This window comes from Acinetobacter sp. FY731 (assembly GCF_059515905.1).
In genome coordinates this window covers 211,731-234,275 of the sequence record NZ_JCAKNB010000003.1, presented here as the reverse complement: position 1 = coordinate 234,275, position 22,545 = coordinate 211,731, and the positions used below count along the sequence as shown (strand labels likewise).

The 22,545-nt window shown below is 35.1% G+C and carries 25 protein-coding genes; 18 read left to right on the top strand and 7 right to left on the bottom strand.

The features are described 5' to 3' along the window. The first annotated feature begins 7 nt into the window (after window positions 1-7). The 5 genes from nuoM to AC5YC8_RS05235 all read left to right on the top strand — a co-directional run bounded on the left by nuoM (window position 8) and on the right by AC5YC8_RS05235 (window position 4,928). Window positions 8-1,615, top strand: a complete 1,608-nt coding sequence (gene nuoM / locus AC5YC8_RS05255; RefSeq protein WP_496116600.1) for an NADH-quinone oxidoreductase subunit M — start codon at window positions 8-10, stop codon at window positions 1,613-1,615. A 3-nt stretch (window positions 1,616-1,618) separates the two neighbouring features. Continuing rightward, entirely contained in the window at window positions 1,619-3,112 is a 1,494-nt protein-coding gene (gene nuoN / locus AC5YC8_RS05250; protein WP_496116510.1) for an NADH-quinone oxidoreductase subunit NuoN, read from the top strand. A gap of 120 nt (window positions 3,113-3,232) precedes the next feature. Continuing rightward, window positions 3,233-3,868, top strand: a complete 636-nt coding sequence (gene upp, locus AC5YC8_RS05245) for a uracil phosphoribosyltransferase (RefSeq protein WP_496116509.1) — start codon at window positions 3,233-3,235, stop codon at window positions 3,866-3,868. Window positions 3,869-3,950: 82 nt separating this feature from the next. Further along, window positions 3,951-4,238 (top strand): cold shock domain-containing protein, encoded by a 288-nt coding sequence (locus tag AC5YC8_RS05240; protein WP_496116508.1) that lies wholly within the window; start codon window positions 3,951-3,953, stop codon window positions 4,236-4,238. A 105-nt stretch (window positions 4,239-4,343) separates the two neighbouring features. Beyond that, window positions 4,344-4,928 carry a cold shock domain-containing protein gene (locus AC5YC8_RS05235; protein WP_496163794.1) on the top strand — a complete coding sequence of 195 codons (585 nt, stop codon included), beginning with the start codon at window positions 4,344-4,346 and terminating at the stop codon, window positions 4,926-4,928. A gap of 68 nt (window positions 4,929-4,996) precedes the next feature. Here the strand turns inward: AC5YC8_RS05235 and gigC are convergent, their stop codons facing one another. After that, window positions 4,997-5,875, bottom strand: a complete 879-nt coding sequence (gene gigC, locus AC5YC8_RS05230) for a LysR family transcriptional regulator GigC (RefSeq protein ID WP_496116506.1) — start codon at window positions 5,873-5,875, stop codon at window positions 4,997-4,999. 84 nt (window positions 5,876-5,959) lie between these two features. Here gigC and AC5YC8_RS05225 point away from each other — a divergent pair, with 84 nt between their 5' ends. Further along, window positions 5,960-6,721, top strand: a complete 762-nt coding sequence (locus AC5YC8_RS05225) for a ferredoxin--NADP reductase (RefSeq protein ID WP_496116505.1) — start codon at window positions 5,960-5,962, stop codon at window positions 6,719-6,721. A 156-nt stretch (window positions 6,722-6,877) separates the two neighbouring features. On the opposite strand, the gene AC5YC8_RS05220 is transcribed toward AC5YC8_RS05225, so the two are convergent. Beyond that, a complete protein-coding gene (locus tag AC5YC8_RS05220) occupies window positions 6,878-7,300 on the bottom strand; it encodes a hypothetical protein (protein WP_496116598.1) in 423 nt (140 codons plus the stop codon). Window positions 7,301-7,498: 198 nt separating this feature from the next. On the opposite strand from AC5YC8_RS05220, the gene AC5YC8_RS05215 reads away from it, so the two are divergent. Both AC5YC8_RS05215 and AC5YC8_RS05210 read left to right on the top strand, forming a co-directional pair. Beyond that, window positions 7,499-7,660, top strand: coding sequence for a hypothetical protein (locus AC5YC8_RS05215; RefSeq protein WP_496116504.1), 162 nt, complete (start codon window positions 7,499-7,501; stop codon window positions 7,658-7,660). Window positions 7,661-7,785: 125 nt separating this feature from the next. After that, complete coding sequence (locus tag AC5YC8_RS05210; protein WP_496116503.1) at window positions 7,786-7,932, top strand: hypothetical protein; 147 nt, start codon at window positions 7,786-7,788, stop codon at window positions 7,930-7,932. Between the two features lie 22 nt (window positions 7,933-7,954). On the opposite strand, the gene AC5YC8_RS05205 is transcribed toward AC5YC8_RS05210, so the two are convergent. Together AC5YC8_RS05205 and AC5YC8_RS05200 are read right to left on the bottom strand one after the other, a co-directional pair. Further along, on the bottom strand, window positions 7,955-9,154 hold the full coding sequence (locus tag AC5YC8_RS05205; protein WP_496116502.1) for a BaiN/RdsA family NAD(P)/FAD-dependent oxidoreductase: 1,200 nt from the start codon (window positions 9,152-9,154) through the stop codon (window positions 7,955-7,957). Between the two features lie 60 nt (window positions 9,155-9,214). Next, window positions 9,215-10,084 carry a 1-aminocyclopropane-1-carboxylate deaminase/D-cysteine desulfhydrase gene (locus AC5YC8_RS05200; protein WP_496163793.1) on the bottom strand — a complete coding sequence of 290 codons (870 nt, stop codon included), beginning with the start codon at window positions 10,082-10,084 and terminating at the stop codon, window positions 9,215-9,217. Window positions 10,085-10,241: 157 nt separating this feature from the next. Here AC5YC8_RS05200 and AC5YC8_RS05195 point away from each other — a divergent pair, with 157 nt between their 5' ends. Both AC5YC8_RS05195 and AC5YC8_RS05190 read left to right on the top strand, forming a co-directional pair. Continuing rightward, on the top strand, window positions 10,242-10,424 hold the full coding sequence (locus tag AC5YC8_RS05195; RefSeq protein WP_496163792.1) for an NF038215 family lipoprotein: 183 nt from the start codon (window positions 10,242-10,244) through the stop codon (window positions 10,422-10,424). Between the two features lie 276 nt (window positions 10,425-10,700). Further along, window positions 10,701-11,324, top strand: coding sequence for a LysE family translocator (locus tag AC5YC8_RS05190; protein ID WP_496116499.1), 624 nt, complete (start codon window positions 10,701-10,703; stop codon window positions 11,322-11,324). A 47-nt stretch (window positions 11,325-11,371) separates the two neighbouring features. Here AC5YC8_RS05190 and AC5YC8_RS05185 read toward each other — a convergent pair whose 3' ends face one another. Next, on the bottom strand, window positions 11,372-12,562 hold the full coding sequence (locus AC5YC8_RS05185) for an ammonium transporter (RefSeq protein WP_496163791.1): 1,191 nt from the start codon (window positions 12,560-12,562) through the stop codon (window positions 11,372-11,374). 496 nt (window positions 12,563-13,058) lie between these two features. Here AC5YC8_RS05185 and AC5YC8_RS05180 point away from each other — a divergent pair, with 496 nt between their 5' ends. The 4 genes from AC5YC8_RS05180 to drt5 all read left to right on the top strand — a co-directional run bounded on the left by AC5YC8_RS05180 (window position 13,059) and on the right by drt5 (window position 16,562). Next, on the top strand, window positions 13,059-13,733 hold the full coding sequence (locus tag AC5YC8_RS05180) for a CsgG/HfaB family protein (RefSeq protein ID WP_496163790.1): 675 nt from the start codon (window positions 13,059-13,061) through the stop codon (window positions 13,731-13,733). 13 nt (window positions 13,734-13,746) lie between these two features. After that, window positions 13,747-14,121: a DUF4810 domain-containing protein gene (locus tag AC5YC8_RS05175; protein WP_496116496.1), complete on the top strand. Its 375-nt coding sequence runs from the start codon at window positions 13,747-13,749 to the stop codon at window positions 14,119-14,121. Continuing rightward, window positions 14,118-14,768: a DUF799 domain-containing protein gene (locus tag AC5YC8_RS05170; RefSeq protein ID WP_496163789.1), complete on the top strand. Its 651-nt coding sequence runs from the start codon at window positions 14,118-14,120 to the stop codon at window positions 14,766-14,768. Before AC5YC8_RS05175 ends, AC5YC8_RS05170 begins: the two co-directional genes overlap by 4 nt. 306 nt (window positions 14,769-15,074) lie before the next feature. After that, on the top strand, window positions 15,075-16,562 hold the full coding sequence (drt5, locus tag AC5YC8_RS05165; protein ID WP_496163788.1) for an antiviral reverse transcriptase Drt5: 1,488 nt from the start codon (window positions 15,075-15,077) through the stop codon (window positions 16,560-16,562). A 68-nt stretch (window positions 16,563-16,630) separates the two neighbouring features. On the opposite strand, the gene metG is transcribed toward drt5, so the two are convergent. Continuing rightward, complete coding sequence (gene metG / locus AC5YC8_RS05160) at window positions 16,631-18,691, bottom strand: methionine--tRNA ligase (RefSeq protein ID WP_496163787.1); 2,061 nt, start codon at window positions 18,689-18,691, stop codon at window positions 16,631-16,633. A gap of 173 nt (window positions 18,692-18,864) precedes the next feature. On the opposite strand from metG, the gene AC5YC8_RS05155 reads away from it, so the two are divergent. Beyond that, the gene (locus AC5YC8_RS05155) at window positions 18,865-19,662 is read left to right on the top strand and encodes a hypothetical protein (protein ID WP_496163786.1); all 798 of its coding nucleotides are present in this window, start codon (window positions 18,865-18,867) and stop codon (window positions 19,660-19,662) included. Window positions 19,663-19,690: 28 nt separating this feature from the next. On the opposite strand, the gene AC5YC8_RS05150 is transcribed toward AC5YC8_RS05155, so the two are convergent. Beyond that, window positions 19,691-19,912, bottom strand: coding sequence for a DUF6500 family protein (locus AC5YC8_RS05150; protein WP_496116488.1), 222 nt, complete (start codon window positions 19,910-19,912; stop codon window positions 19,691-19,693). Window positions 19,913-20,064: 152 nt separating this feature from the next. Here AC5YC8_RS05150 and AC5YC8_RS05145 point away from each other — a divergent pair, with 152 nt between their 5' ends. From AC5YC8_RS05145 to AC5YC8_RS05135, 3 genes are all read left to right on the top strand, one after another. Further along, the gene (locus AC5YC8_RS05145) at window positions 20,065-20,451 is read left to right on the top strand and encodes a hypothetical protein (protein ID WP_496163785.1); all 387 of its coding nucleotides are present in this window, start codon (window positions 20,065-20,067) and stop codon (window positions 20,449-20,451) included. 234 nt (window positions 20,452-20,685) lie between these two features. Then, a complete protein-coding gene (gene apbC, locus AC5YC8_RS05140) occupies window positions 20,686-21,927 on the top strand; it encodes an iron-sulfur cluster carrier protein ApbC (RefSeq protein ID WP_496116486.1) in 1,242 nt (413 codons plus the stop codon). Between the two features lie 174 nt (window positions 21,928-22,101). Continuing rightward, window positions 22,102-22,281 (top strand): hypothetical protein, encoded by a 180-nt coding sequence (locus AC5YC8_RS05135; RefSeq protein ID WP_496116485.1) that lies wholly within the window; start codon window positions 22,102-22,104, stop codon window positions 22,279-22,281. Window positions 22,282-22,545 lie beyond the last annotated feature (264 nt).

The window sequence follows — 22,545 nt, the reverse complement described above, 5'->3', positions numbered from 1 at the left end:
GATGGAAATCACAAACAATTGGATTTTACCCGCACTGATCCTTGTACCGTTCATTGCAGGTTTTGCATGTTGGTTAGTTGATAAGCTTGATCAACACTTACCACGTTACATCGCACTCATTGGTATGATTGTAACTTTAATTCTCACTCTTGTGCTTTGGGCACAAGGTGGGTATGACTTTAGTTTACAACAGACTCCTACATGGGCTGCAGAATTCAATCTACCTTGGATTCAAAGCCTTGGCATTAACATTCACTTAGCCGTGGATGGTCTTTCACTTCTTATGGTGGGCTTAACTGCATTACTTGGTATTCTTGCAGTAGGTTGTTCATGGGGTGAAATTCAGAAGAATGTTGGCTTCTTCCACTTAAACCTTTTATGGTCATTAGGTGGTGTAATTGGCGTATTCTTAGCAATTGACTTGTTCTTATTCTTCTTCTTCTGGGAGATGATGCTAGTACCTATTTACTTCTTGATCGCACTTTGGGGTCATTCAGGAGCAAATGGTAAGTCACGTGTTTATGCTGCAACTAAATTCTTCATTTATACACAAGTTGCTGGCTTGATTATGTTGATTGGTATTTTAGGTCTTGTGATCTTTAATGCGATTGCTGTAACAGGTCAAATTAGCTTTGCCTATAATGATTTATTACTTGCTGCTCATTACTTAGAAGCAAACTTCCCAGCTTTAGCGTATGGCTTCATGGTGTGTTTATTCATCGGTTTTGCGGTAAAACTTCCAGTTTTCCCATTACATGGTTGGTTACCAGATGCACATGCTCAAGCGCCTACAGCGGGTTCTGTTGACCTTGCAGGTATCTTAATTAAGACTGCTGCTTACGGTTTACTTCGCTTCGTAATTCCATTCTTCCCAGCGGCTTCTGCACAATTTGCAGATATCGCAATTATTTTAGGTTTGGTTGGTATTTTCTACGGTGCTTGGTGTGCATTCCAACAAACAGATATGAAACGCTTACTTGCGTATACATCTATTTCGCACATGGGCTTCGTATTACTTGCAATTTATGCAGGTAACCTTCTTACGTTCCAAGGCTTAATGATTATGATGTTGGCACATGGCTTGTCATCTGCTGCATTGTTCATTATGTGTGGTCAAGTGTATGAACGTTTAAATACACGTGATTTACGTTTGATGGGCGGTCTTCGTGGTCAATTCCAATATTTACCATTCTTCTTAATGTTCTTCGTTGCTGCACTTGTGGGTATTCCAGGTTTAGGTAACTTTATCGGTGAATTCCTGATTCTTATGGGTTCATTTGCTAAGTTCCCAGTATTCACAATTATTGCTGCTATAAGTTTAGTGTTTGCAGGTCTTTACGGTTTAATCCTGATTCACAAAGCATTATTTGGTACGCCAAATGAAGAGCAGAAACAACATTATGCAAGTCCGTTAAAAGACTTAAATGCGCGTGAAGTTGTTATTCTTCTAGTATGTGCTCTTGGTCTTGTATGGCTTGGTCTCTTCCCACAAACATTCCTTGATATTTCAAATTCAAGCATGGCGTGGTTAGCTAATAGCTATATCCCAGTTCAAGAAGTCGTTGAAGTTGTTGAGCAAACAACTATTCAACTTGAAAATGTGGGGATCCAATAAGTCATGAACTTCACAATGTCATTTTCTGAGCTTATGCCATTGGCTCCTGTGATGATCGTAGCGTTGACTATGATCGTCGTGATGATTCTCACCGCAATTAAACGTAATCATGATTTAATTGCGACAGCTTCAGTGGTCGGTTTAAACCTTGCTGTAGTTTTAATTTTATTCACAATGTTTGGTGGCTCATTTGCGCCATCAAACGTGATGGGCATGTTTATGGTTGATCCATTTACGATGCTTTATCAATTGTTAATTTTAATTGCAGCACTTGCTTGTTGTACTTTATCTCATGCTTATATTGAGACTTATAAAGATCAACGTGAAGAACTCTATATCTTAATGTTGGGCTCGGTAACGGGCGCAATGTTGATGGTTGCAAGTTCAAACTATGCTTCGTTCTTCATTAGCCTTGAGTTAATGTCGATTCCTGTATACGGCTTATTGGCGTATACGCATCAGCGTTCTAAATCTTTAGAAGCAGGTGTGAAGTATCTTGTACTTTCAGCTACAGCTTCTGCAATGTTGTTAATGGGTATGGCGTATATTTATGCCTACACAGGTTCATTATCATTCTATGATTCTGTACAAACATTATTGCAAAATCTACATCAACCACTTGTGTTGATTGGTATCGCATTCATTATCTTTGCTGTTGCATTTAAATTATCTCTTGCTCCATTCCATAAATGGACACCAGATGTTTATGCAGGTGCTCCAGCACCAATTGCAACATTCTTAGCAACAGCTGCGAAAGTTGCCACAATTGGTTTGTTTGTACGTTACTTACTTTCTTCAGGCGCAATTGCAGTTCAATCAGTAGTTACACTATTAACTATTATTGCTGTGTTATCTATTCTTGTAGGTAACTTCCTTGCAGTTCGTCAAGTGAACTTAAAACGTATTTTAGCTTACTCTTCAATTGCTCATTTTGGTTACTTGTTAATTGGTTTAATTAGCTTAACGTTTGCTAGCCTTGGTAACGTATCTGTTTATGTTATTACTTATGTATTAACAACAATTGGTGCGTTTGGTGCGGTAGCGCTTATGTCTAGCCCATATAACAATACAGATGAGGCTGAAAGTCTTGCTGAGTACCGTGGTTTATTCTGGCGTCGTCCAGTATTAACTGCTGTATTAACAGTAATGATGTTATCACTAGCAGGTATTCCATTAACTGCGGGCTTCATTGGTAAGTTCTTAGTTGTTATGGCTGCGGTAACAGCTCAACATTGGTTCCTTGCTGCAATGATCATTGTGGGTTCAGGTATTGGCTTGTACTACTACTTACGTGTAATTATCGTAATGTACATGACTCCACCAGAAAACCCACGTATTGATGCTGTAGATCACTGGGGTCAAAAAGTGGGTGGCATCATGGTATTGTTAGCGACTCTAGCTGTATTGGTGATTGGTATTTATCCTGATCCAATTATTAGCTTGGCTGTACAATCTGAGATTCTTTCTCCATTACATATGATGATGAGTTCACGTTAATCTACGTAAAAGATCGACATAATTAAAAAAAGCCTCCAAATTGGGGGCTTTTTTATTTTTTCCTAAGACAAAATGCCTTTATAATGGTAAAAATTTATTTACCATTTTAGGTGTTCTCCCGTGGCTATCCATGAAATTCAACATCCATTAATTCGACATAAACTTGGTTTGCTTCGACGTGCTGAAATTAGCACTAAAAACTTCCGTGAGCTTGCTCAAGAAGTAACAATGTTGCTAACTTATGAAGCAACAAAAGACTTACCAATGTGTGATCATGAAATTGAAGGTTGGGCTGGTCCAGTAACAACTCAGCGTATTGCAGGTAAAAAAATTACAGTTGTGCCAATTTTACGTGCTGGTATTGGCATGTTAGATGGTTTCTTAAACTTAATTCCAAGTGCTAAAGTTTCTGTTCTTGGCTTAGAGCGTGATGAAGAAACTTTAGAAGCACGTACATATTATAAAAAATTAGTACCAGATGTTCAAAACCGTATTGCAATGATCATTGATCCAATGTTAGCAACAGGTTCATCTTTAGTTGCTGCAATTGATGTGTTGAAAGCAAGTGGCTGTAAAGATATTCGCGTTATGGTTCTTGTTGCAGCACCAGAAGGTATTAAGCGTGTTGAAGAAGCTCATCCAGATGTTGTGATGTTTACTGCTTCTATTGATGATGGTTTAAATGAAAATGGTTATATCGTTCCTGGTCTTGGTGATGCAGGCGATAAAATCTTTGGTTCAGTACAAAAAGATTAATTCTGAATATGAGCAAAAAGAGGCTTTTTAGCCTCTTTTTTTATATACTGATAGAAGTGTGATTTGTTTTAAGGTGTGAGTGATGTCTGAGCAATATAAAGGCAAAATAATAAAGTTTGATCCTGAAAAAGGATTTGGATTTATTTCATCTTCTGAGGGTGATATTTTTTTTCATATTTCAGATTTCCCGACAGAAACTGAACCCAAAAGAAATGATAAGGTAAAATTTGAAGCAGTAAAGAATGGTGATAAGTTTAAAGCTGTGAAAATTGAACGTTTGGAAGATTTGTCAAAAAAGGCAAAGAAATCTAAAGTAGCGACACACAATAAATCAATTACATCTGCATTATTATCAGATTTCCGTAAATAGACATATATTTACTCAATAAAATTTGGAAATAATGAGTATTAAAAGAGGCATAAAGCCTCTTTTTTTATTAGAATAATGAGAAAATTCAACCAATAAGAGTTAAGCATGCTTAAAGAGGGGACCGTTAAAACCTATAATTCAGAAAAGGGATATGGTTTTATAGAAGTAAAAGGAAATACAAAAGATATTTTTTTTCATATTAATGATATGCCGAATAAGAAAATTGAACCTGAAATAGGTGAGACAGTTTATTTCCAAATTAGTGAAGAAAATGGAAAGTTGAAGGCAATTCATCTTAATCGAATCGATATTAAAGTTGAGAGCGAACGCTATACGCCTCAGAGTCGATCTGTTCTCGAAAAGCAGCCAGATATAAAACATCATTCTTCAAAGGGAGGATCGTTGTTTACTACATTTGGATTAGTGGTAATTTGCGTATTGGGGTATTTTGTTTATGAAAAATATCAAAATTATAAATTAGAACAAAACCCTCAAGAGCAGGTTCAGACTGTTATTTATCAACAGGCAAGTAATAAAAACTCTATAAATCAATTTAGCTGTGATGGTCGTCAGCATTGTTCACAAATGCGTTCTTATGAAGAAGCCGTATATTTTTTAAGAAATTGTCCTAATGTAAAAATGGATGGTAATCATGATGGTATTCCTTGTGAAAGACAGTTTGGTCGTTAATTAAAAAGCATAATGAATATTTCATAAAAAAGTGCCTCTAGAGGCACTTTTTATGTGTAGATATTTAGTTATTGATCGCAATATTTCATAAATGCTTTTAGACCAGGACCTTGGTATTTTTGACGATGAACAAGCATAAATAATGGACGAGTTAATTGCCAAAATGGTGTGTCTAAAATGACAATTTGTTGCTTTTCAAGTAAGGGTTCAATCGCAAGTTTAGAAATACATGACATACCTAAACCGCCCGCAACAATTTTTAAAATGGCTTCGTTATGTCCTAAGGTTAAACGAATATTTGCATCGGGTAGGTCTTTTAATATGGCATTGTCGAACACTTCACGTGTACCAGAACCTTCTTCACGTAAAATCCACTGAACATCTTTAAAGTCGTTAATGGTTAAAGCACGATTTAACTTTGCTAATGGATGATCTGGTGAACAACATACGGCTAGCTCATCATCACGCCAATGAATACATTGAAGTTGTGGTAAGTGGCACGAACCTTCAATAAGCGCTAAATCGAGTTGGAACTGATTTACAGCTTCAATCATTTGACGCGTGTTACCTACTTGAAGTTGTAGGTGAGCTTGAGGCTGAACTTTTAAGAAGTTCGCCATAAGATCAGGCATTAAATAATCACTAATGGTGAGAGTTGCACCGAGTCTTAAATCAATACTTTGAAGCTCACCTTTTGCTGCTTGTTCAAAAGCATCACAACGACCTAAAATTTCTAGAGCTTGTGGAAGCAAAAAACGACCTAAATCATTGAGTTGTAATCTTTTACCTAAGCGGTCAAACAGTGGAGCACCTAAGCCATCTTCTAGATCTGCTAAAGCCATACTTGCAGCACTTTGAGTGAGCTTAACGGCATCACTAGCTTTAGTGACTGTACCTTCCTGAGCGACTGCTACAAAAACAGCCAATTGGCGTAATGTCATGCGCATGGGTTGAGCCTTAACATATAAAGTTATTCACAAATTATAACGCCATGCTAACATGAGCATAGTCTTTCATGCCACGTACAAATCATGTCAATTGAGAAATTTAGTCTAGAAAAAGTTTTATCTGTACATCGTTGGACCAATACACTCTTTAGTTTCACTATGACACGGCCATCTCATTTTAAATTTACGGCAGGTCAATTTGCTCGTATTGGTTTAAAAGTTGGAGATGAATTGGTGGTTCGTGCATATTCTGTTGTTTCATCACCTTTTGATGAAACATTGGAGTTCTTCTCGATTGTTGTTCCTGATGGTGCATTTACATCGAACTTACAACATTTAAAAGTAGGCGATGAACTTTATTTAGAAAAAATTCCTTATGGTTATTTAACCCTTGCACGTTATCAACTGCCTTTGCCACAAGATTTATGGCTATTGGGAACAGGTACAGGTTTAGCACCATTTATTTCTATGCTTCAAGATTTTGAAACATGGAAAAATTATAAAAATATTAATTTAGTATATAGCGTACGTACGGCATCAGAACTAGCTTATGCAGAACGCATTCAAGAAATTGCTGAAACTTTTGGTGAAGGGCATACAGGTTTTAAGTTTACGCCAATTATTACGCGTGACCCAGAAGCACCTTTACATGATCGTTTACCTGTACTTATTGCAAATGGTGATTTAGAAAAAGCTGTTGGTTTAGGGCTTAATCCTGAAACCACGCATATTATGCTTTGTGGTAACCCACAAATGGTTGAAGACACAAAAGAAGCATTAAAAGCGCGTGGACTGACCATGAACCGTCGTGGAGAAGGGAATATTGCAGTAGAGAATTATTGGTAATACCTTTGAACCCCCTCCTTTGAAAAAGGAGGGGTTGGGTGGATTCTATTGGCTATATTTATTCAGAATCGAGTCCCTCCCAACCTCCCTTTAAAAAAGGGAGGAGTTATGAAAATAAAAAAACCTCCAATAAGGAGGTTTTTTGTTGAATACATTTTAATGTACAAACATATCCATAAATTCGCGAAGTTCGTGAATAGCAGTTTCTACATCTGTTGTTAGCCATGTAGGCTCAAATATCCCCATGTAATGTTCTAAACGATCATGTGGAACAACTAGACGAATTGGACATTCTTCTTCAAGTAAACGCCACGGAATAATAGGAACTTCATTATCTAAAAATGACACAATATTTCGAATATCGATAACCATCGCATTAATACATTCTGGGAATGGCATTACAGAAAGCTCTTCTGTACGACGACGAAAATATTCAAGATCGCCCCATTTTAGAATATAAGAAGGTTTATTAAACTCGATAATACCAATTAAGTGTTGGTCACGAGTGTAGTGCAATGAACATTGATGTGTGACGTCAGTGTCTAGATCAAGCGTTACACTTTGCTGACGATACGCCATATAACTCTTAAAGTGCATAAATTGGGCACATAGTATAGCTCATATTTCAAGGTAACACGCACATATCTGTTGATCGAACGAGCATAGATCACTTTTAAGGATGATTCGAAAATAATAATTGTTATTGAAATGAAAAATATATTAGTTTAAATATTATACAAAACAATATAAGAATCATTTGATCAATAAGGACCGAATATGGCAAAGAAAAAACCGAATAATTGGTTTGCACCAATTGTGATCGCTGGGCTAACAGTAGGGCTTCTTGCAAGTGCATATAAGTTCATTTTTGCAAATGAAAAGCTAGAAATAGAAAAAGATCTAAGTCAAAAAGGAGAAAATAAAGGGCAAGAAAAGTAAAAAAATGGTCTATTTTGTTTATTGTAAATAATGAGAATTTAATAATATTTACATGTTAGTACTGTATTTTTATTAAACATATAAATTTTAAAATAATAGGAATTTATAAAATGGGGATTTTAAAAATGATGAATATACAAATTAAGAAGACACATACATTCACTTCACCACCTTTACATATTGTAAAAGCGGTAGAAAAAATGGATTGCACACTTCAGCGTGTGAAGAATGCAAGAAATGTAACTTTATTTAGAACAGATTATTTAGAGTAATCTAATTTAACACTTCATAAAATTAAACATATTCCGATGCGGCATGTGCTGAAGACCATGCCCATTGGAAGTTAAACCCACCTAAATGTCCTGTTACATCTAAAATTTCACCTACAAAATACAAGCCTTTTTGCTTTTTACTTTCCATTGTTTTAGATGAAACCTCAGTTGTATCTACACCACCTAAAGTCACTTCTGCTGTTCTGTAGCCTTCAGTTCCAGATGGTTTTACTTCAAAAGCATGCAAGCGTGATGCAATGTGTTCAAGTTTTTCATCGCTAATATTGGCAATTGAGATTTCTGCTTGTTCAGCCCAAATCAGTTGCTGTAATTCTGCTACAACACTTTTCGGGAAATATTCTGAAAGTAGTGTACGCAATAAAACTTTGGGTTGGCTTTGCTTTTTCGCTTTGAAAAAATCTTTTAGATCGATTGAAGGTAAGAAGTCAATTTTGAAACTTTGACCTGCATCCCAATAATTAGAAAGTTGTAGTGAGCTAGGGCCACTTAAACCACGGTGCGTGAATAATAAAGCTTCTGTAAAGCTATTTAAGTCATTTGAAAGCGTTGCTTCAACGGCATTACCGCTGAGGCGAGTGGTGACTTCCTTAAAACCATCTGTAAAGGTAAATGGCACAAGTCCTGCTCGAGTTGGATAAACATGATGACCAAATTGTTTGGCAATATCATAACCAATTGCGGAACCGCCCAACGTTGGAATAGATAAACCACCTGAAGCGACAACAACAGACTCTGCTTGGAAATAACCAATATTGGTCGCAACTTGAAAACCTTGATCATCTAGAGCATTTACTGCTTTTACTTCGCAGTTGGTTTTAATGTCGACTAAACCTGTTTTGTCACATTCTGCCAAGAGCATAGCTAAAATTTCTTTTGCACCATTTTGGGTAAATAATTGCCCATGTTTGCGCTCTTCATATTCAATGCCGTACTCGCAGACCATGCCAATAAAATCCCAATTGGTATATCGAGATAGGGCAGAAATTACGAAATGTGGATTATGCGAAATAAAGTTAGATGGCTCTACATATAGATTGGTAAAGTTACATTTACCCCCACCTGACATTAGAATTTTTTTACCTACTTTATTGGCTTTTTCAACGACAACCACTTTACGCCCACGTTGAGCTGCCATATATGCCGTCATTAAACCAGATGCACCCGCACCTAAAACTAAGACATCATACTGATTAGAAGACATGACAAACTCACAGGAGATAAAAGCAGGGCATTATAGACAATTTTACGCTGTTTTTCAGACTTATTCTGATTTAAGCCGACCTTGTAAGCCACCTGTATGAATTGCCAAAATTTTTGTGGATGGAGCAATGTGTTTTTGTTGAATCATTTTAGAAAGACCCAATAACATTTTTGCGGTATAGATATGTTCAAGTGGAATTGAAAATTCATTTTCAAAGTTTTGTATAAAACTTAAAAGTTCAGGAGTGGTTTTTGCATAGCCACCACAGCAAAATTCATCGGTGATTTGCCAATTGGTTTTTTGAGTTCTTGTTTGAACATCTTGAGTTAAAAAATTACCTTTTAATGCAGAAAAACCAAGTACGGTTTGATGTTGAGCACTTGATTCGATAATGCCTGTAATTGTGCCACCTGTACCCACAGCACAACAAATTAAGTCAAAATTTTCACGATCAGCTTCAGTTAAAATTTCCTTACAGCCTTGAATAGCAAGATCATTTGTTCCGCCTTCAGGAATAATATAATAATCAGGATATTGTTGTTTCAGCTCAGCAAGGAAATTAGAGGAATCTTTTAAGCGATATTGTTCACGGGAAATGAACTTTAATTGCATATCAAAATCTTGTGCTGTTATTAAAGTAGGATTCAATACTTTATGTGCAAGCTCTTCGCCACGAATAATTCCAACACTTTTAAAATCAAACTGATGGGCTGCAAAAGCAGTGGCAGCAATATGATTTGAAAATGCGCCACCAAATGTTAATACACCTGAGTAGCCTAAGTTTTTTGCTTCTAAAAAGTTATATTTAAGTTTAAAAAATTTATTGCCTGAAATTTCAGGATGAATCAAATCTAGACGTTTTATGGTTATAGATATGCCGTGTATTGAAATATGTTGTTCTGGAATATTTTCTGCAATTTCATTAAACATAAAAATAAAAGCTTTGGTTGTATGGCAAATAATATTAGCGATAAATCACAGCATAAAGAAATGTATTTGACGGAAGAATAATAGTATAAAAATAAAATGTTTGTTTTTTAATCAATAATGCTATGCTGATTAGAAAGGAATTAAAGAGGGATTTGCTATGAAATATACAACCCTAGTTTTGACATGGTTTGCCTTACTCAGTTTGACCGCATGTGATACGCAAACTTCAGGACAACAGCAGCAAATAGAAGCACGCACCATGATTATTGGTGGTGTTCCTGCACATGATAAAGATTATAAACTTTCACCATCCACGACATTAAACGAAAAGCTTAAATAGTTATTTAAAGTTGCAATGTGTTTTATACGTAGAGTATTTGGGTTAGTGCTTTATCAAGAATAAAAAAATGATGAAATTCATGAAAGTATTCTTTTGAAGATGAGCTTATTTTTTAGAAATATAGGCTTAAACAAGTTAAGTGTATTGTTATTTCATGAAAGTTCAATTAAGTAGTGAATAATTCTGTAGTTTTACAAAAATAATGCTAAAAACAGGGAGATATTTCACATTGTAATATGTAAAATTGCTTCGGAATTTTAATATGTAGGTGTTTCTGTGGAATCATTTTGGATTTTGGGCTCAATTGCCTTTGCTTTAATGCTAGGTGCAATGAGTCCTGGACCGACTTCGATTTATGTTGCAAAAAATGCAATTGCAATTTCACGTAAACATGGTTTATTTACAGCTATGGGCACTGCTACAGGTGCAGCAATTTTTGGTTTACTTGCTGTGCTTGGTTTACAGGCATTTTTATTGGCTGTTCCATCTGCATATTTATTATTAAAAATTTGCGGTGGTTTATATTTGTTGTGGATGGCATTTAAAATTATTAAACATGCCAAAGAACCTATTGAGTCAAATGACGATATGACAAAGCAAATGTCTTTACGTCGTGCATATACTACGGGCTTAATTACGCAATTATCAAATCCTAAAACTGCCATTATTTTAGCAAGTATTTTTACTGCATTATTACCTAAAGAAATCCCATTTTATTTCAACTTTGCATTGCCTATTTTATGTTTCTTTATTGATGCTGGGTGGTGTTCATTGGTGGCAGTTGCATTATCTGCTGAGAAACCGCGCCGTGTGTACTTAAAGTTTAAAGCAGGTTTTGACCGTGCAGCAGGTGCTGTAATGACCGTACTTGGTTTAAAACTTATATTTGGTATGAAGTAGTTTTATTAAAAAGTATGAAAAAAGCCTCTTTAAAAGAGGCTTTTTATTTATCTAAAACTATTGTCTTCAGAATTGGCTGAAATTCTATGGATGGATAAGTCTGCACCTATATATTCTTCTTCTTGGCTTAAACGTAAACCTATGGTGAACTTCAACATACCATAAACCAAGAACCCGCCTGTTAACGCAACTGTAATCGCAATTGTGGTGCCAATAATTTGAGAAATCATAGAAATATGACCTATTCCGCCTAACCATTGTTGACCAAATAAGCCAACAGCAAGCCCACCAAAAGCACCACATACACCGTGTAATGGCCAAACGCCCAATACATCATCAATTTTTAATTTGTTTTGTGTGTAAGTAAATAATTTAACAAATATAAGACCTGCTAGTGCACCAATCATAAATGCCCCAAAAGGATGAACAACATCAGACCCTGCACAAATGGCAACTAAACCTGCTAGTGGTCCATTGTATAAGAAGCCTGGGTCATCTTTACCTGCAATTTTGGCTGCCAGTGTTCCGCCAATCATTGCCATTAACGAGTTAATAGCAACAAGACCAGAAATGGCATCTACACGTTGGGCACTCATTACATTAAAACCAAACCAACCGATAATTAAAACCCAAGAACCTAGAGCTAAAAATGGTATAGATGATGGTGGGTGGGCAACAACACGACCATCATTTTTATAACGTCCATGACGGGCACCAAGTAAAATCACAGCTGCCAAAGCAATCCAACCACCCATTGCATGCACAATAATAGAACCTGCAAAATCATGGAAACTTGCACCAAAATTATTTTCCAACCATTTTTGGACACCAAAATTACCGTTCCACATCATCCCTTCAAAAAATGGATAAACTAAAGCGACTAAGAATAATGTTGCGATGGCTTGGGCTTTCATATTTGCACGTTCCGCAATACCGCCTGAAATAATGGCAGGTATGGCAGCAGCAAAAGTGAGTAAAAAGAAGCAACGCATTAAGTTATAGCCATGATCTGCGGCTAAGGTTGTTGCACTGTGGAAAAAGTGTTGACCGTAGGCAAGATAGTAGCCGACTAAAAAGTATGCAGTGGCTGAAATAGCAAAGTCCGCTAAAATTTTACTTAAGGCATTGACTTGGTTTTTATGTCGAACAGTACCAAGCTCTAAAAATGCAAATCCTGCGTGCATGGAAAGGACTAAAATTGAACCAAGTAGGAGAAAAAATAAATCTATATTTTGCATGGGATATCTCAATTTTGTGCGTGATTTCACAAATTGAGAGTCAGTATATAGAGCAAATTTGAGAGTAAAAGAGTGATTAATAAGGGAAATTATGATGATAAATTACATGGAATTAAGAAGACTCGATATAAGGCAATAATATAAAGTCTAGTTCTAAAATGGTGCATTATTTCTATTAAAAGAAAGGGAATAGATTTTAATTTTTATATATTTAATTTGAACATTTATTCAGAAATAGTTTAATGCTAATAAATGGTGCAATATGATGTACAGTAGAAATTAGGAATTAATTCTTCATTAAAATATTTTGTATGTAGTACTTATTTGGTTTTCTTAAGTTAACAAAGAACATTTTGCTTCTAGAAGAAGAAAGCCCATGCATGATTGATATAGTCTAGCTCATCAATTTAAATGTGATGAAGTACACAAAATAAACAGTAATAAAATATTTTTTGGCTAGATTACGAAAAAATTACTCAACTTTTGGATAAATATTATGACTCAAAAAACATTATTTGTAACAGCACTAGCTTGTCTATCTCTTACGGCATGTTCAACAGTAGAAACTTCAAAAACTATTCAATCGCCTCAAGTAACATCGGCAACTTCTGCTGTACGTTATAACGGAGTGAAAATACCCGTTTCAATTGGTAAGTTTGATAACCGTTCAAACTACATGCGCGGTATTTTTTCAGACAATACTGACCGTTTAGGTGGTCAAGCAAAAACAATTTTAGAAACACATTTACAGCAAACAGGTTATTTCTCGGTTTTAAACCGTGACAATTTGTCTGCATTACAGCAAGAAGCAGGTTTTTCAAAATCAAACCAAGCCATTAAAGGTGCACGTTATGTGTTAACGGGTGATGTATCTGAGTTTGGTCGTAAAGAAGTGGGCGATCATCAACTTTTTGGTATTTTAGGTCGTGGTAAAACACAAATTGCTTATGCAAAAGTAAATTTAAATGTTGTAGATGTAAAAACGGCTGAAGTGATTCATTCGGTACAAGGTGCGGGTGAATATGCACTGAGTGAACGTGAAATTTTAGGTTTTGGATCTAATGCATCTTACGATTCTACATTGAATGGTAAGGTTTTAGATTTAGCTGTTCGTGAAGCTGTAAATAATCTTGTTTTAGATATTCAAACTGGCAAGTGGTCTACTCGTTAATAGGTTTTAACTGATGAAAAAAACAGTTTTAGCTCTTATTGCATTGAGTCTTTTTCTTGTTGGATGTGGTGGTGGCAATCCTTCTTTGTACCGTTGGGGAGAATTTCCTCAACAAACTTATAATTATATGAGTGGCAAAGAGAAGACTTCACCTTTAGAACAAATTACACGTCTTGAAAAAGATGTAGAAATATCTAAAGCAGAAAATAGAGCAGTACCACCTGGGTTATATGCACATTTGGGTCTATTGAATTTAGATATTCAAAACTCACAACGTGCTGCCATGTATTTTGAATTAGAGAAACAGGTTTATCCTGAATCTACGGTATTAATGAATCGTTTGTTACAGCGTATGGGTGCAACAAATTCGAGTGGAGTGAAAAAATGAAAAAGTTAGGTTTTTTCACTTCTATCATCTTAAGTTTGGTTTCTACTTATTCATTTGCCGATCAAATTGAAGATCGTACAGCTTATTTGTCGAATATACCTGCGTCTATTGTGGTTTTACCACCCATTAATGAGTCGCCAGATACACGTGCAACCAATGGCTTTTGGTCTACAGTAACGCCACCACTTGCAGAAGCAGGATATTATGTTTTTCCTGTAACTGTTGTAGACACTATGTTGAAAGAAAATGGTGTGACCAATGGTTTTGATGCACAAAGCATTCCTTTAAAAAAGCTGAAAGAAATTTTTGGTGCCGATGCTGTAATGTATTTAAAAGTGAAGCAATATGGTTCTAAGTATCAGTTGATTGATTCTGTTGTAACTGTTGAGGTTGAAGCAAAATTGGTTGATTTAAATACAGGAGCTTTGTTGTGGGAAGGGCAGAATAAGCAACGCCAAGGTAGTAGTGATGGTAATAATTCTTTAGCGGGTATGTTAGTTTCTGCTTTGGTGAATCAGGTTTCGAATCAAATGAGTGATGCGGGTTATGATGTTTCTCGTGTTGTGAGTTCTCATTTATTTAGGGTTGATGAGCGAAAGAAAGGGTTGATGTATGGACCTAGATCTGTGAAATCGGTGAGAAATTAAAATAAAAATCCCCTAAATGAAGGGGATTTTTTTTAATTCATCAATTACTGTAAGAGCAAATGATAAAAATAAATTACTTTGTACCATCGAGTAGGGCTGTGATTTGGGTATTGCCAATTTGGTGATGGTAGTAGCCTGCTATTTGCTTAGGTGTTACAGCCATCACGACTCAAGCCGTTGAACCGACTATCATCACAACACTTAGGGTTAAATTGAATAGGAAATTTTTTAATATATTATTTTTTATCAATATTTTATGTATAGTATTGGCATTATATTATCTAGTTTAAATAATCAAAGTGTCAAATGAGCAATGTAATAGAATTTTATAAACAAGATTTTCCTTCAACCCTATTTCCTTTAAATACAAACTTGATTCTGATTGAAAATCATTTAGAGGAAATTAGTAAATATGTTTACGAGAAAATTTTAAACTCGGAAATGACTGAATATAGCTTTTTATCACAACAAAAGGTATATGCAACTAAGCCTAAGAATCATTTAAGAAGGACTATCAAATTAGACCCTATTGCTGAATTTTTTATTTACGATGTAATTTATCGTAATCGTACAAAATTTAGAGGTGCTGTAAGTGAAGAAAGAAAATGTTTTGGCTATAAGTTTAAAGATGGACAAGCTATAAAAGTTCACGAAGCCTATGCTAATTTTAAATCAGATTTGAACTTACTAAAGGAAGAATTTTCATGTTATTTCAAATTTGATATCGCTTCATATTTCAACAGTTTATACCATCATGATGTTTGTCATTGGTTTGCATCTAAGGATATTAGTGAGACAGATAGTATATTCTTTGGACAATTTTTTCGAGAAATAAATTCGGGTAGAAGTATTGATTTTATGCCTCATGGGATCTATCCATCAAAAATGATAGGTAATGAATTTTTGAAATATATTGATTTAAATCATGAATTGAAATCATCAAAAATTATTCGTTTCATGGACGATTTTATTCTTTTTGATAATGATCAAAATATATTAAAGAAAGATTTTATTAAAATTCAAAAGCTATTAGGCAGTAAAGGATTAAATATTAATCCAACAAAAACATTTTTAAATTATGAACATCAAGAAGTTAGTTGTACATTATCTACTGTAAAGCAAGCACTAAAGGCTGTTATACCTACTGATGGACTAGATGATTTAGTTTCAGGTGTTGAAGTAAGTGATCAAGAACAGTTAGAGCAAACAGCTCTTTCTCTAAATGAAGCACAAATTGAACAACTATTAAATTTATTAAAAGACAATGAAATTGAGGAAGAAGATGCTGAATTAATTTTATCTTTTTTAAAAGACTATAGTGATAATCTTCTTATTGTATTACCAGATATTTTAAAAAAGTTTCCAAATTTAATTAAACAAGTTTACTCAGTATCGCTAAGAATTACAGATAAAGAACTTCTAGCAAATGTATTATTAGAACATTTAGAAAGTGAACACTTGTTTTTAGAATATGAACTATTTTGGTTAGGAAAATTAGTTGAAGACTGCTTACTTGAAGTCAGTTTAATTGGAAAATTATTAATGAAAATTTATAAGCTTTCAAGTAATTATAAGATAGCTCAAGCTAAAATATTAGAGATTCCTGTCAATAATTTTGGTTTAAAAGAGATAAGATTAGATTTTTTAAAAACAGGGCAATCAGATTGGTTGGCTTGGTCATCAGCTATTGGTTTGAGGGATCTACAACCAGCTGAAAGAAATTATAATTTAGATTATTTCTCTAAAGCATCACCTATTAATTTTTTAATAGCTTCGTGTGTTAAAAAATTATAATTTTGAAGTCATAATGAAATAAAAAAAGCCCCTACAACGTAGAGGCTTTTCTTATCTTAATCTAAAAATTAAGACACTTTATCGCCAGCTTTAGCACCAGATTCAGGTGAAATCACCCAAACACCTTTGCCATTACCCGCAGCTAAAACCATACCATTCGAAATACCAAAACGCATTTTACGTGGTGCAAGGTTAGCAACCATCACCACCAATTTGCCTTTTAAATCTTCAGGTTGGTAAAACTCACGAATACCACTAAATACGTTACGTGGCTCAGCTTCACCGACATTTAAAGTCAATTGAAGAAGCTTGTCAGAACCTTCAACGGTTGCAGCTTCCAATACTTCCGCTACACGCAAATCAATTTTCATAAAGTCTTCGATACCGATAATTTCAGCTTCGCTTACTTTAGGTTCAGGCTTTTTCTCAGCGACTTTCTTTTCTTTTTTCTTTTCAACTTTTGGCGCTTCAGCAGGCGCAGCTAAAGAGTCTTTAGATGCATCTACCATTGCAGCAACTGCTTTTGGGTCTACACGTTGCATTAACGGTTGGAACAATGCAATTTCGTGTGCAACTAAAACTTGCTTACGAGATTCAAAATTGAAGCTTTCTAATTGTAAGAACGCTTGAACTTGATCTGCCAAAGTAGGCAATACAGGCGCAAGGTAAATTGCCAATTGGCGGAATAGGTTAATACCTACAGAACAAACGTCATGAACTTGTTGTTCTTCACCTTCAATTTTAGCTAAAGCCCAAGGCTTTTTCTCATCAATATATTGGTTAGCTTTGTCAGCAAGACCCATAATTTCACGAATAGCCGCAGAGAATTCACGGTCTTCATATGCTTTCGCAATAGAATCGCCTGCATCAATAAAGCTTTGTACCAATTCAGGTTCAGCACAAGTTGCACTTAACTTATTGTCAAATTTCGTATTGATGAATTTTGCACAACGACTCGCAATGTTTACAACTTTACCAACCAAGTCAGAATTCACTTTTTGAACAAAATCATCAAGGTTTAAGTCAGAATCTTCAACTTTGTCAGAAAGTTTAGACGCAAAGTAGTAACGTAAATATTCAGGGTTTAAATGCTCTAAATACGTTTCTGCTTTAATGAACGTACCACGAGACTTCGACATTTTTTGACCATTTACAGTCAAGAAACCATTCACGAATAAGCCAGATGGCGTACGGTAGTTTGCACCTTCAAGCATTGCAGGCCAAAACAATGCATGGAAATAAACAATGTCTTTACCAATGAAGTGATACACCTCATTTTTAGAATCTTTTTTCCAGTAATCGTCAAAGCTTAATTCAGGGCGTTTAGTTTTAATGTAGTTTTCAAAACTAGACATATAACCAATTGGCGCATCTACCCAAACGTAGAAATATTTGTTTGGTGCATCTGGAATTTCAAAACCAAAATATGGCGCATCACGTGAAATATCCCAATCGTTTAAGCCATTGTCGAACCATTCATCTAACTTGTTCGCAATAGAAACAGGTAAACGACCTTCGTCACGCGTCCATTTTTGTAAGTATTCTGCAAAATTTGGAAGTTTAAAGAAGTAATGATCTGAAGATTTTTCTACAGGAGCAGCACCGCTTAAAGTCGATTTTGGATTGAGTAATTCAGTTGCGTTATATGTTGTTCCGCAAACTTCACATGAATCGCCGTATTGATCTTCCGCTTTACATTTAGGGCATGTGCCTTTAATGAAACGGTCAGACAAGAACATGCCTTTTTCTGGGTCAAATAACTGAGAAACAGGACGAACTGCAATATTGCCTGCTTCGCGGTTTTTAATATAAATTTCTTCAGAACGCGCTTTGTTTTCTGCGCTATTTGTAGAGTCATAATGGTCAAAGTGAACACCAAAACCATCAAAATCACGAATATGCTCTTTTTGAACATTGGCAATTTGCGCTTCTGGTGAAATGCCATTTGCTTCGGCACGTAGCATAATTGCTGTACCGTGAGCATCATCCGCACATACATAAGTCACGTTATGACCCATTGCACGCATGGCACGAACCCAAATATCTGCTTGGATATAACCGAGTAAGTGACCCATATGGATTGGACCATTGGCGTAAGGAAGGGCGTTAGTAACTAAAATATTACGCACGGATATAACTCTCTCATTCGTATTTTATGCAATGGGCGTAATTTTACATGAGATAGCGCGCAGATGCACAAAGGTTTCAGCGAAATCTTTTCATAAAGTAAATATTTATATATTGCAAAGGCAATAACAGTGATAATAGCCTATTAAAGAAATGCCGAAAGAGTGATAAACCCATGATCGATGATGATTTTGATTTCGACCAACCTGTAACGCGTATTCCGCAAAATGAACAGCGTAATAAACAGCTGGGTAATCATATTTTAAAAGAGGCAGAGCAATATTTAGAAGCCATTTCGGCAGAAGAACATAAGCATCTAATTCAGTCGCTAGAAGAATTGGTAGCGAATGAAGAATACTTTACTGTTTTGGCAGAACAGCTAGACCAACCTTTAGGTGAAAAAGTTGCCAATGATGCTTTAAATTTACTGTACTTTTGGCGTGAAAACCAAAACTTTGAAAATGCAGCTGAATTTAAATTATTAGATGTGATTAACGGTGAGCATTTTCAGACTGAAATGTTAAAAGCCTTTGATGCACTTGAAATTGGTGAAACCAAGGCACAGCGTAGATTAGTAATTCTTGAAGCATTAAAGCTTTATAAATTAGGTTTTTATGCAGGCTGTATTCCTGTTTTATATTCGCAGTTGGAAGGTATTTTAACTGAAGTGCTTTTACAAACAGGTTTCTTAAAGCAAAACGGCACCAAGTTTGTCGATGTTTATAAAATTGTACCTGGTTTAAAAGGTAATGAAATTAAAAGCTTATGGCATAAGTCCAAAATTGCTGTTGAATTGAACCGTTATTTTGCAGAAATTAATGCTTATAAAATGGATAGTAGTTCTGTAGTCACGGCAACGCGTCATAATATTTTACATGGCACGGATGTTGAACATTTTAACCAAGAACGAAGCTTTATTTTGTTCATTTGGTTGTTCTCTGCGGTAAGTTTTATGAGTACGGTTCGCGCTTAACAAATAATTTCAATTGAAATAAAGCAGTTTATTTTTCTTGTGAAATAAGCTGCTTTATTTTTGTCGCTTTTTCAAAATGATCAAGTTTATGTGTTTGAATCCACCACGTTGCAACGTGCATTAAAGTTTCAGGGTCATCATTTTTATTGGCAAAAAAAGCATAAAAAGATAAGCCAACTGTTTCACCTTTCTTTGCTATTTTCTCATCACAAATTCTAAGTATTTTTTCTTTGATTAAACAATTCAGCATGCTATTTCTTTTTTATGAAATGAAAGGTGAAAAAACAATATACGCAAATTTATGTATCTCGTTTGTTATGATTTGATGATTTAGGATGTTTTTTACACTTTTATATGTATAAATAATAGTTAAATTAACTTAATAACAATGAGGATTTAAAAATGTCGAATACAAATAATTTAGATGATTTAAAAAACAAGGCCGCTGAACTTGGTGAAGATGTAAAGCTAAAAGCTAAAGAAGTCCAGTTAGAAGGTGAGAAACTCGTAGATGATGTAAAGCATTCTGCAAAAGAAGCAAAGCTTGGAGGCGAAAAAGCTTTAAATGATTTAAAAAAAGATGCAACGGAACAGCAGGGTGATTTAAAAGATAAATTAGATCATTTCAAAACTGAAGCGGGTCAAAAGTTAGATGAAGCAAAGTTAAAAGCCAATGAACTAAAGCAAGATGCTTCTGAAAAACTAGATGATTTAAAAGTTCAAGCAACGGAAAAATTAGATGAGCTTCAGAAAAAAGCATCCGATTTATTTAATAAGTTTAAAGGTTGATAGTTGAATTTACGGTTCGCTGAATTGCTATATTTATAGCAAAAGAATATGCCACAGGATTTCAAATTTCTGTGGCATTTTTTATGGAGAATATTTAGAAAATAGAGAATGAAAAACCAAAAACCAACTATTTTTGTCAGAATTATAAAAACAGTGGCGAACTTTACTTAACCTTCTTCTCAATAATCGTTAAACTATAACATTCTGCTGTATTTCCAGACTTGGAGTAATTGTATGTCGTGGCTTTCTTCACTTAAATCTGTCTTTTCGCCTGCAAAAGGGGTAAACGAAGAAGAAATCCAAAATGTGCTTCAAAACTATGTTTTGCCAAATTCGACAAATGCATTAAAAGATCGAATTACTCAGGTGAATGTAGAAGGAAATATCTTACAAATTACAATTAATACAGTGCCTGCAGAAGCAGATGACCTACAAAAAATTCATGATGATTTAGCCGATGCTTTAGAAAAGTGTGGCATTACAGAATTGAATATGCATGTGATTCAACAAAAAACTGGAAGTTGTGGTCATGACCATAAAGAAGGTGAAAGCTGTTCTACACCAAAAGCAGAAACAACAAAAACAAATCTACCTCCTGTAGTTGATGCTTCTGGTTCTGCACAAACACCTGAAGAAGATCCGAATAATCCGCCTATTCAAAAAGCTGCACCGCAACAGCGTGATGTGCCAAAACATCCACGTATTCAAAACGTGATTTTGGTGTCTTCAGGTAAAGGTGGTGTTGGTAAGTCAACGACTACAGTAAATATTGCACTTGCACTACAAAAGCTTGGCTTAAAAGTAGGTGTGTTAGATGCAGATATTTATGGTCCAAGTATTCCTACAATGTTAGGTAATGCTGGTCGTACACCCATGATTGAAGCAGAACAATTTGTGCCAATTGAAGCTTATGGTATGGCTGTACTTTCGATTGGTCATTTAACAGGGGATAACAATACTCCTGTTGCATGGCGTGGTCCTAAAGCAACGGGTGCATTGATGCAGTTGTTTAATCAAACTTTATGGCCTGATTTAGATGTACTTGTGATTGATATGCCACCAGGCACAGGTGATATTCAATTAACATTGGCACAGCGTATTCCAGTAACAGGCGCAGTGATTGTGACTACTCCGCAAAATGTTGCGTTGCTTGATGCAACAAAAGGGATAGAGTTATTTAATCGTGTGCAAATTCCTGTGATGGGTGTTGTTGAAAATATGTCTACACATGTTTGCTCGAATTGCGGTCATGAAGAGCAAATTTTTGGTACAGGTGGTGGCGATAAACTTGCTGAGCAATATCAAATTCCACTTCTTGGTCGCCTACCATTAAATGCTCAAATTCGTGAAAATGCCGATGCAGGCAAACCATCTGTGATTGCTCAAGATGCAGCAGCAGAGAACTATATGGAAATTGCAAAGAAAATTGCAGATAAATTACCAAAAGTTGAGAAAGATCAAAGTCGTATCTTTTAAGTCTATTGTTTAAATAAAAAAACTCATCGAAAGATGAGTTTTTTTATGCCTAACGAATCAGTGAAGCATTCAAAATCCGATGGGCGGTTGAAAAACGTCTTAATTTAGGATTATTTACTCTATTTTAAATTTTTAAAATAGAGTTCTCCCTGTAACAACAGAATGGTATTTACAATGCGTTCTTCTAAAATTTTAGCGGCTGTAGTCATCTCTTTAGGTTTTGTTTCTTTTAATGCTTCTGCTGCAATGATCAACAATGTAGATTTTCCTGCTGAATTTGTTCAAGCAAAAGAAAAAGCTGCTTCGGTTAATCAAGAGCAAGTTATCGCATCTACAGCGGAAGTAAATAAATAATATTTATTTATGAAACATTTAAGAGGGCAATAGCCCTCTTTTTTAATATCAAATAATATGCTTTAAGTTGATGCGTTGAGTTAAATATTAATATTTTAAGTTCAAAAAAACCAAAAAAATTGAGAGCTTTTTATATATTTGCTTAAAAAGAAAACGACGTGACTTTGCAGTTCTAGTCTATTGAATTTTGATAAAATTAGATCAAGTTATTGAAATAGATCTAAATATTTAATTTTTAAATAAAAATGATAATTCCTTCTTACA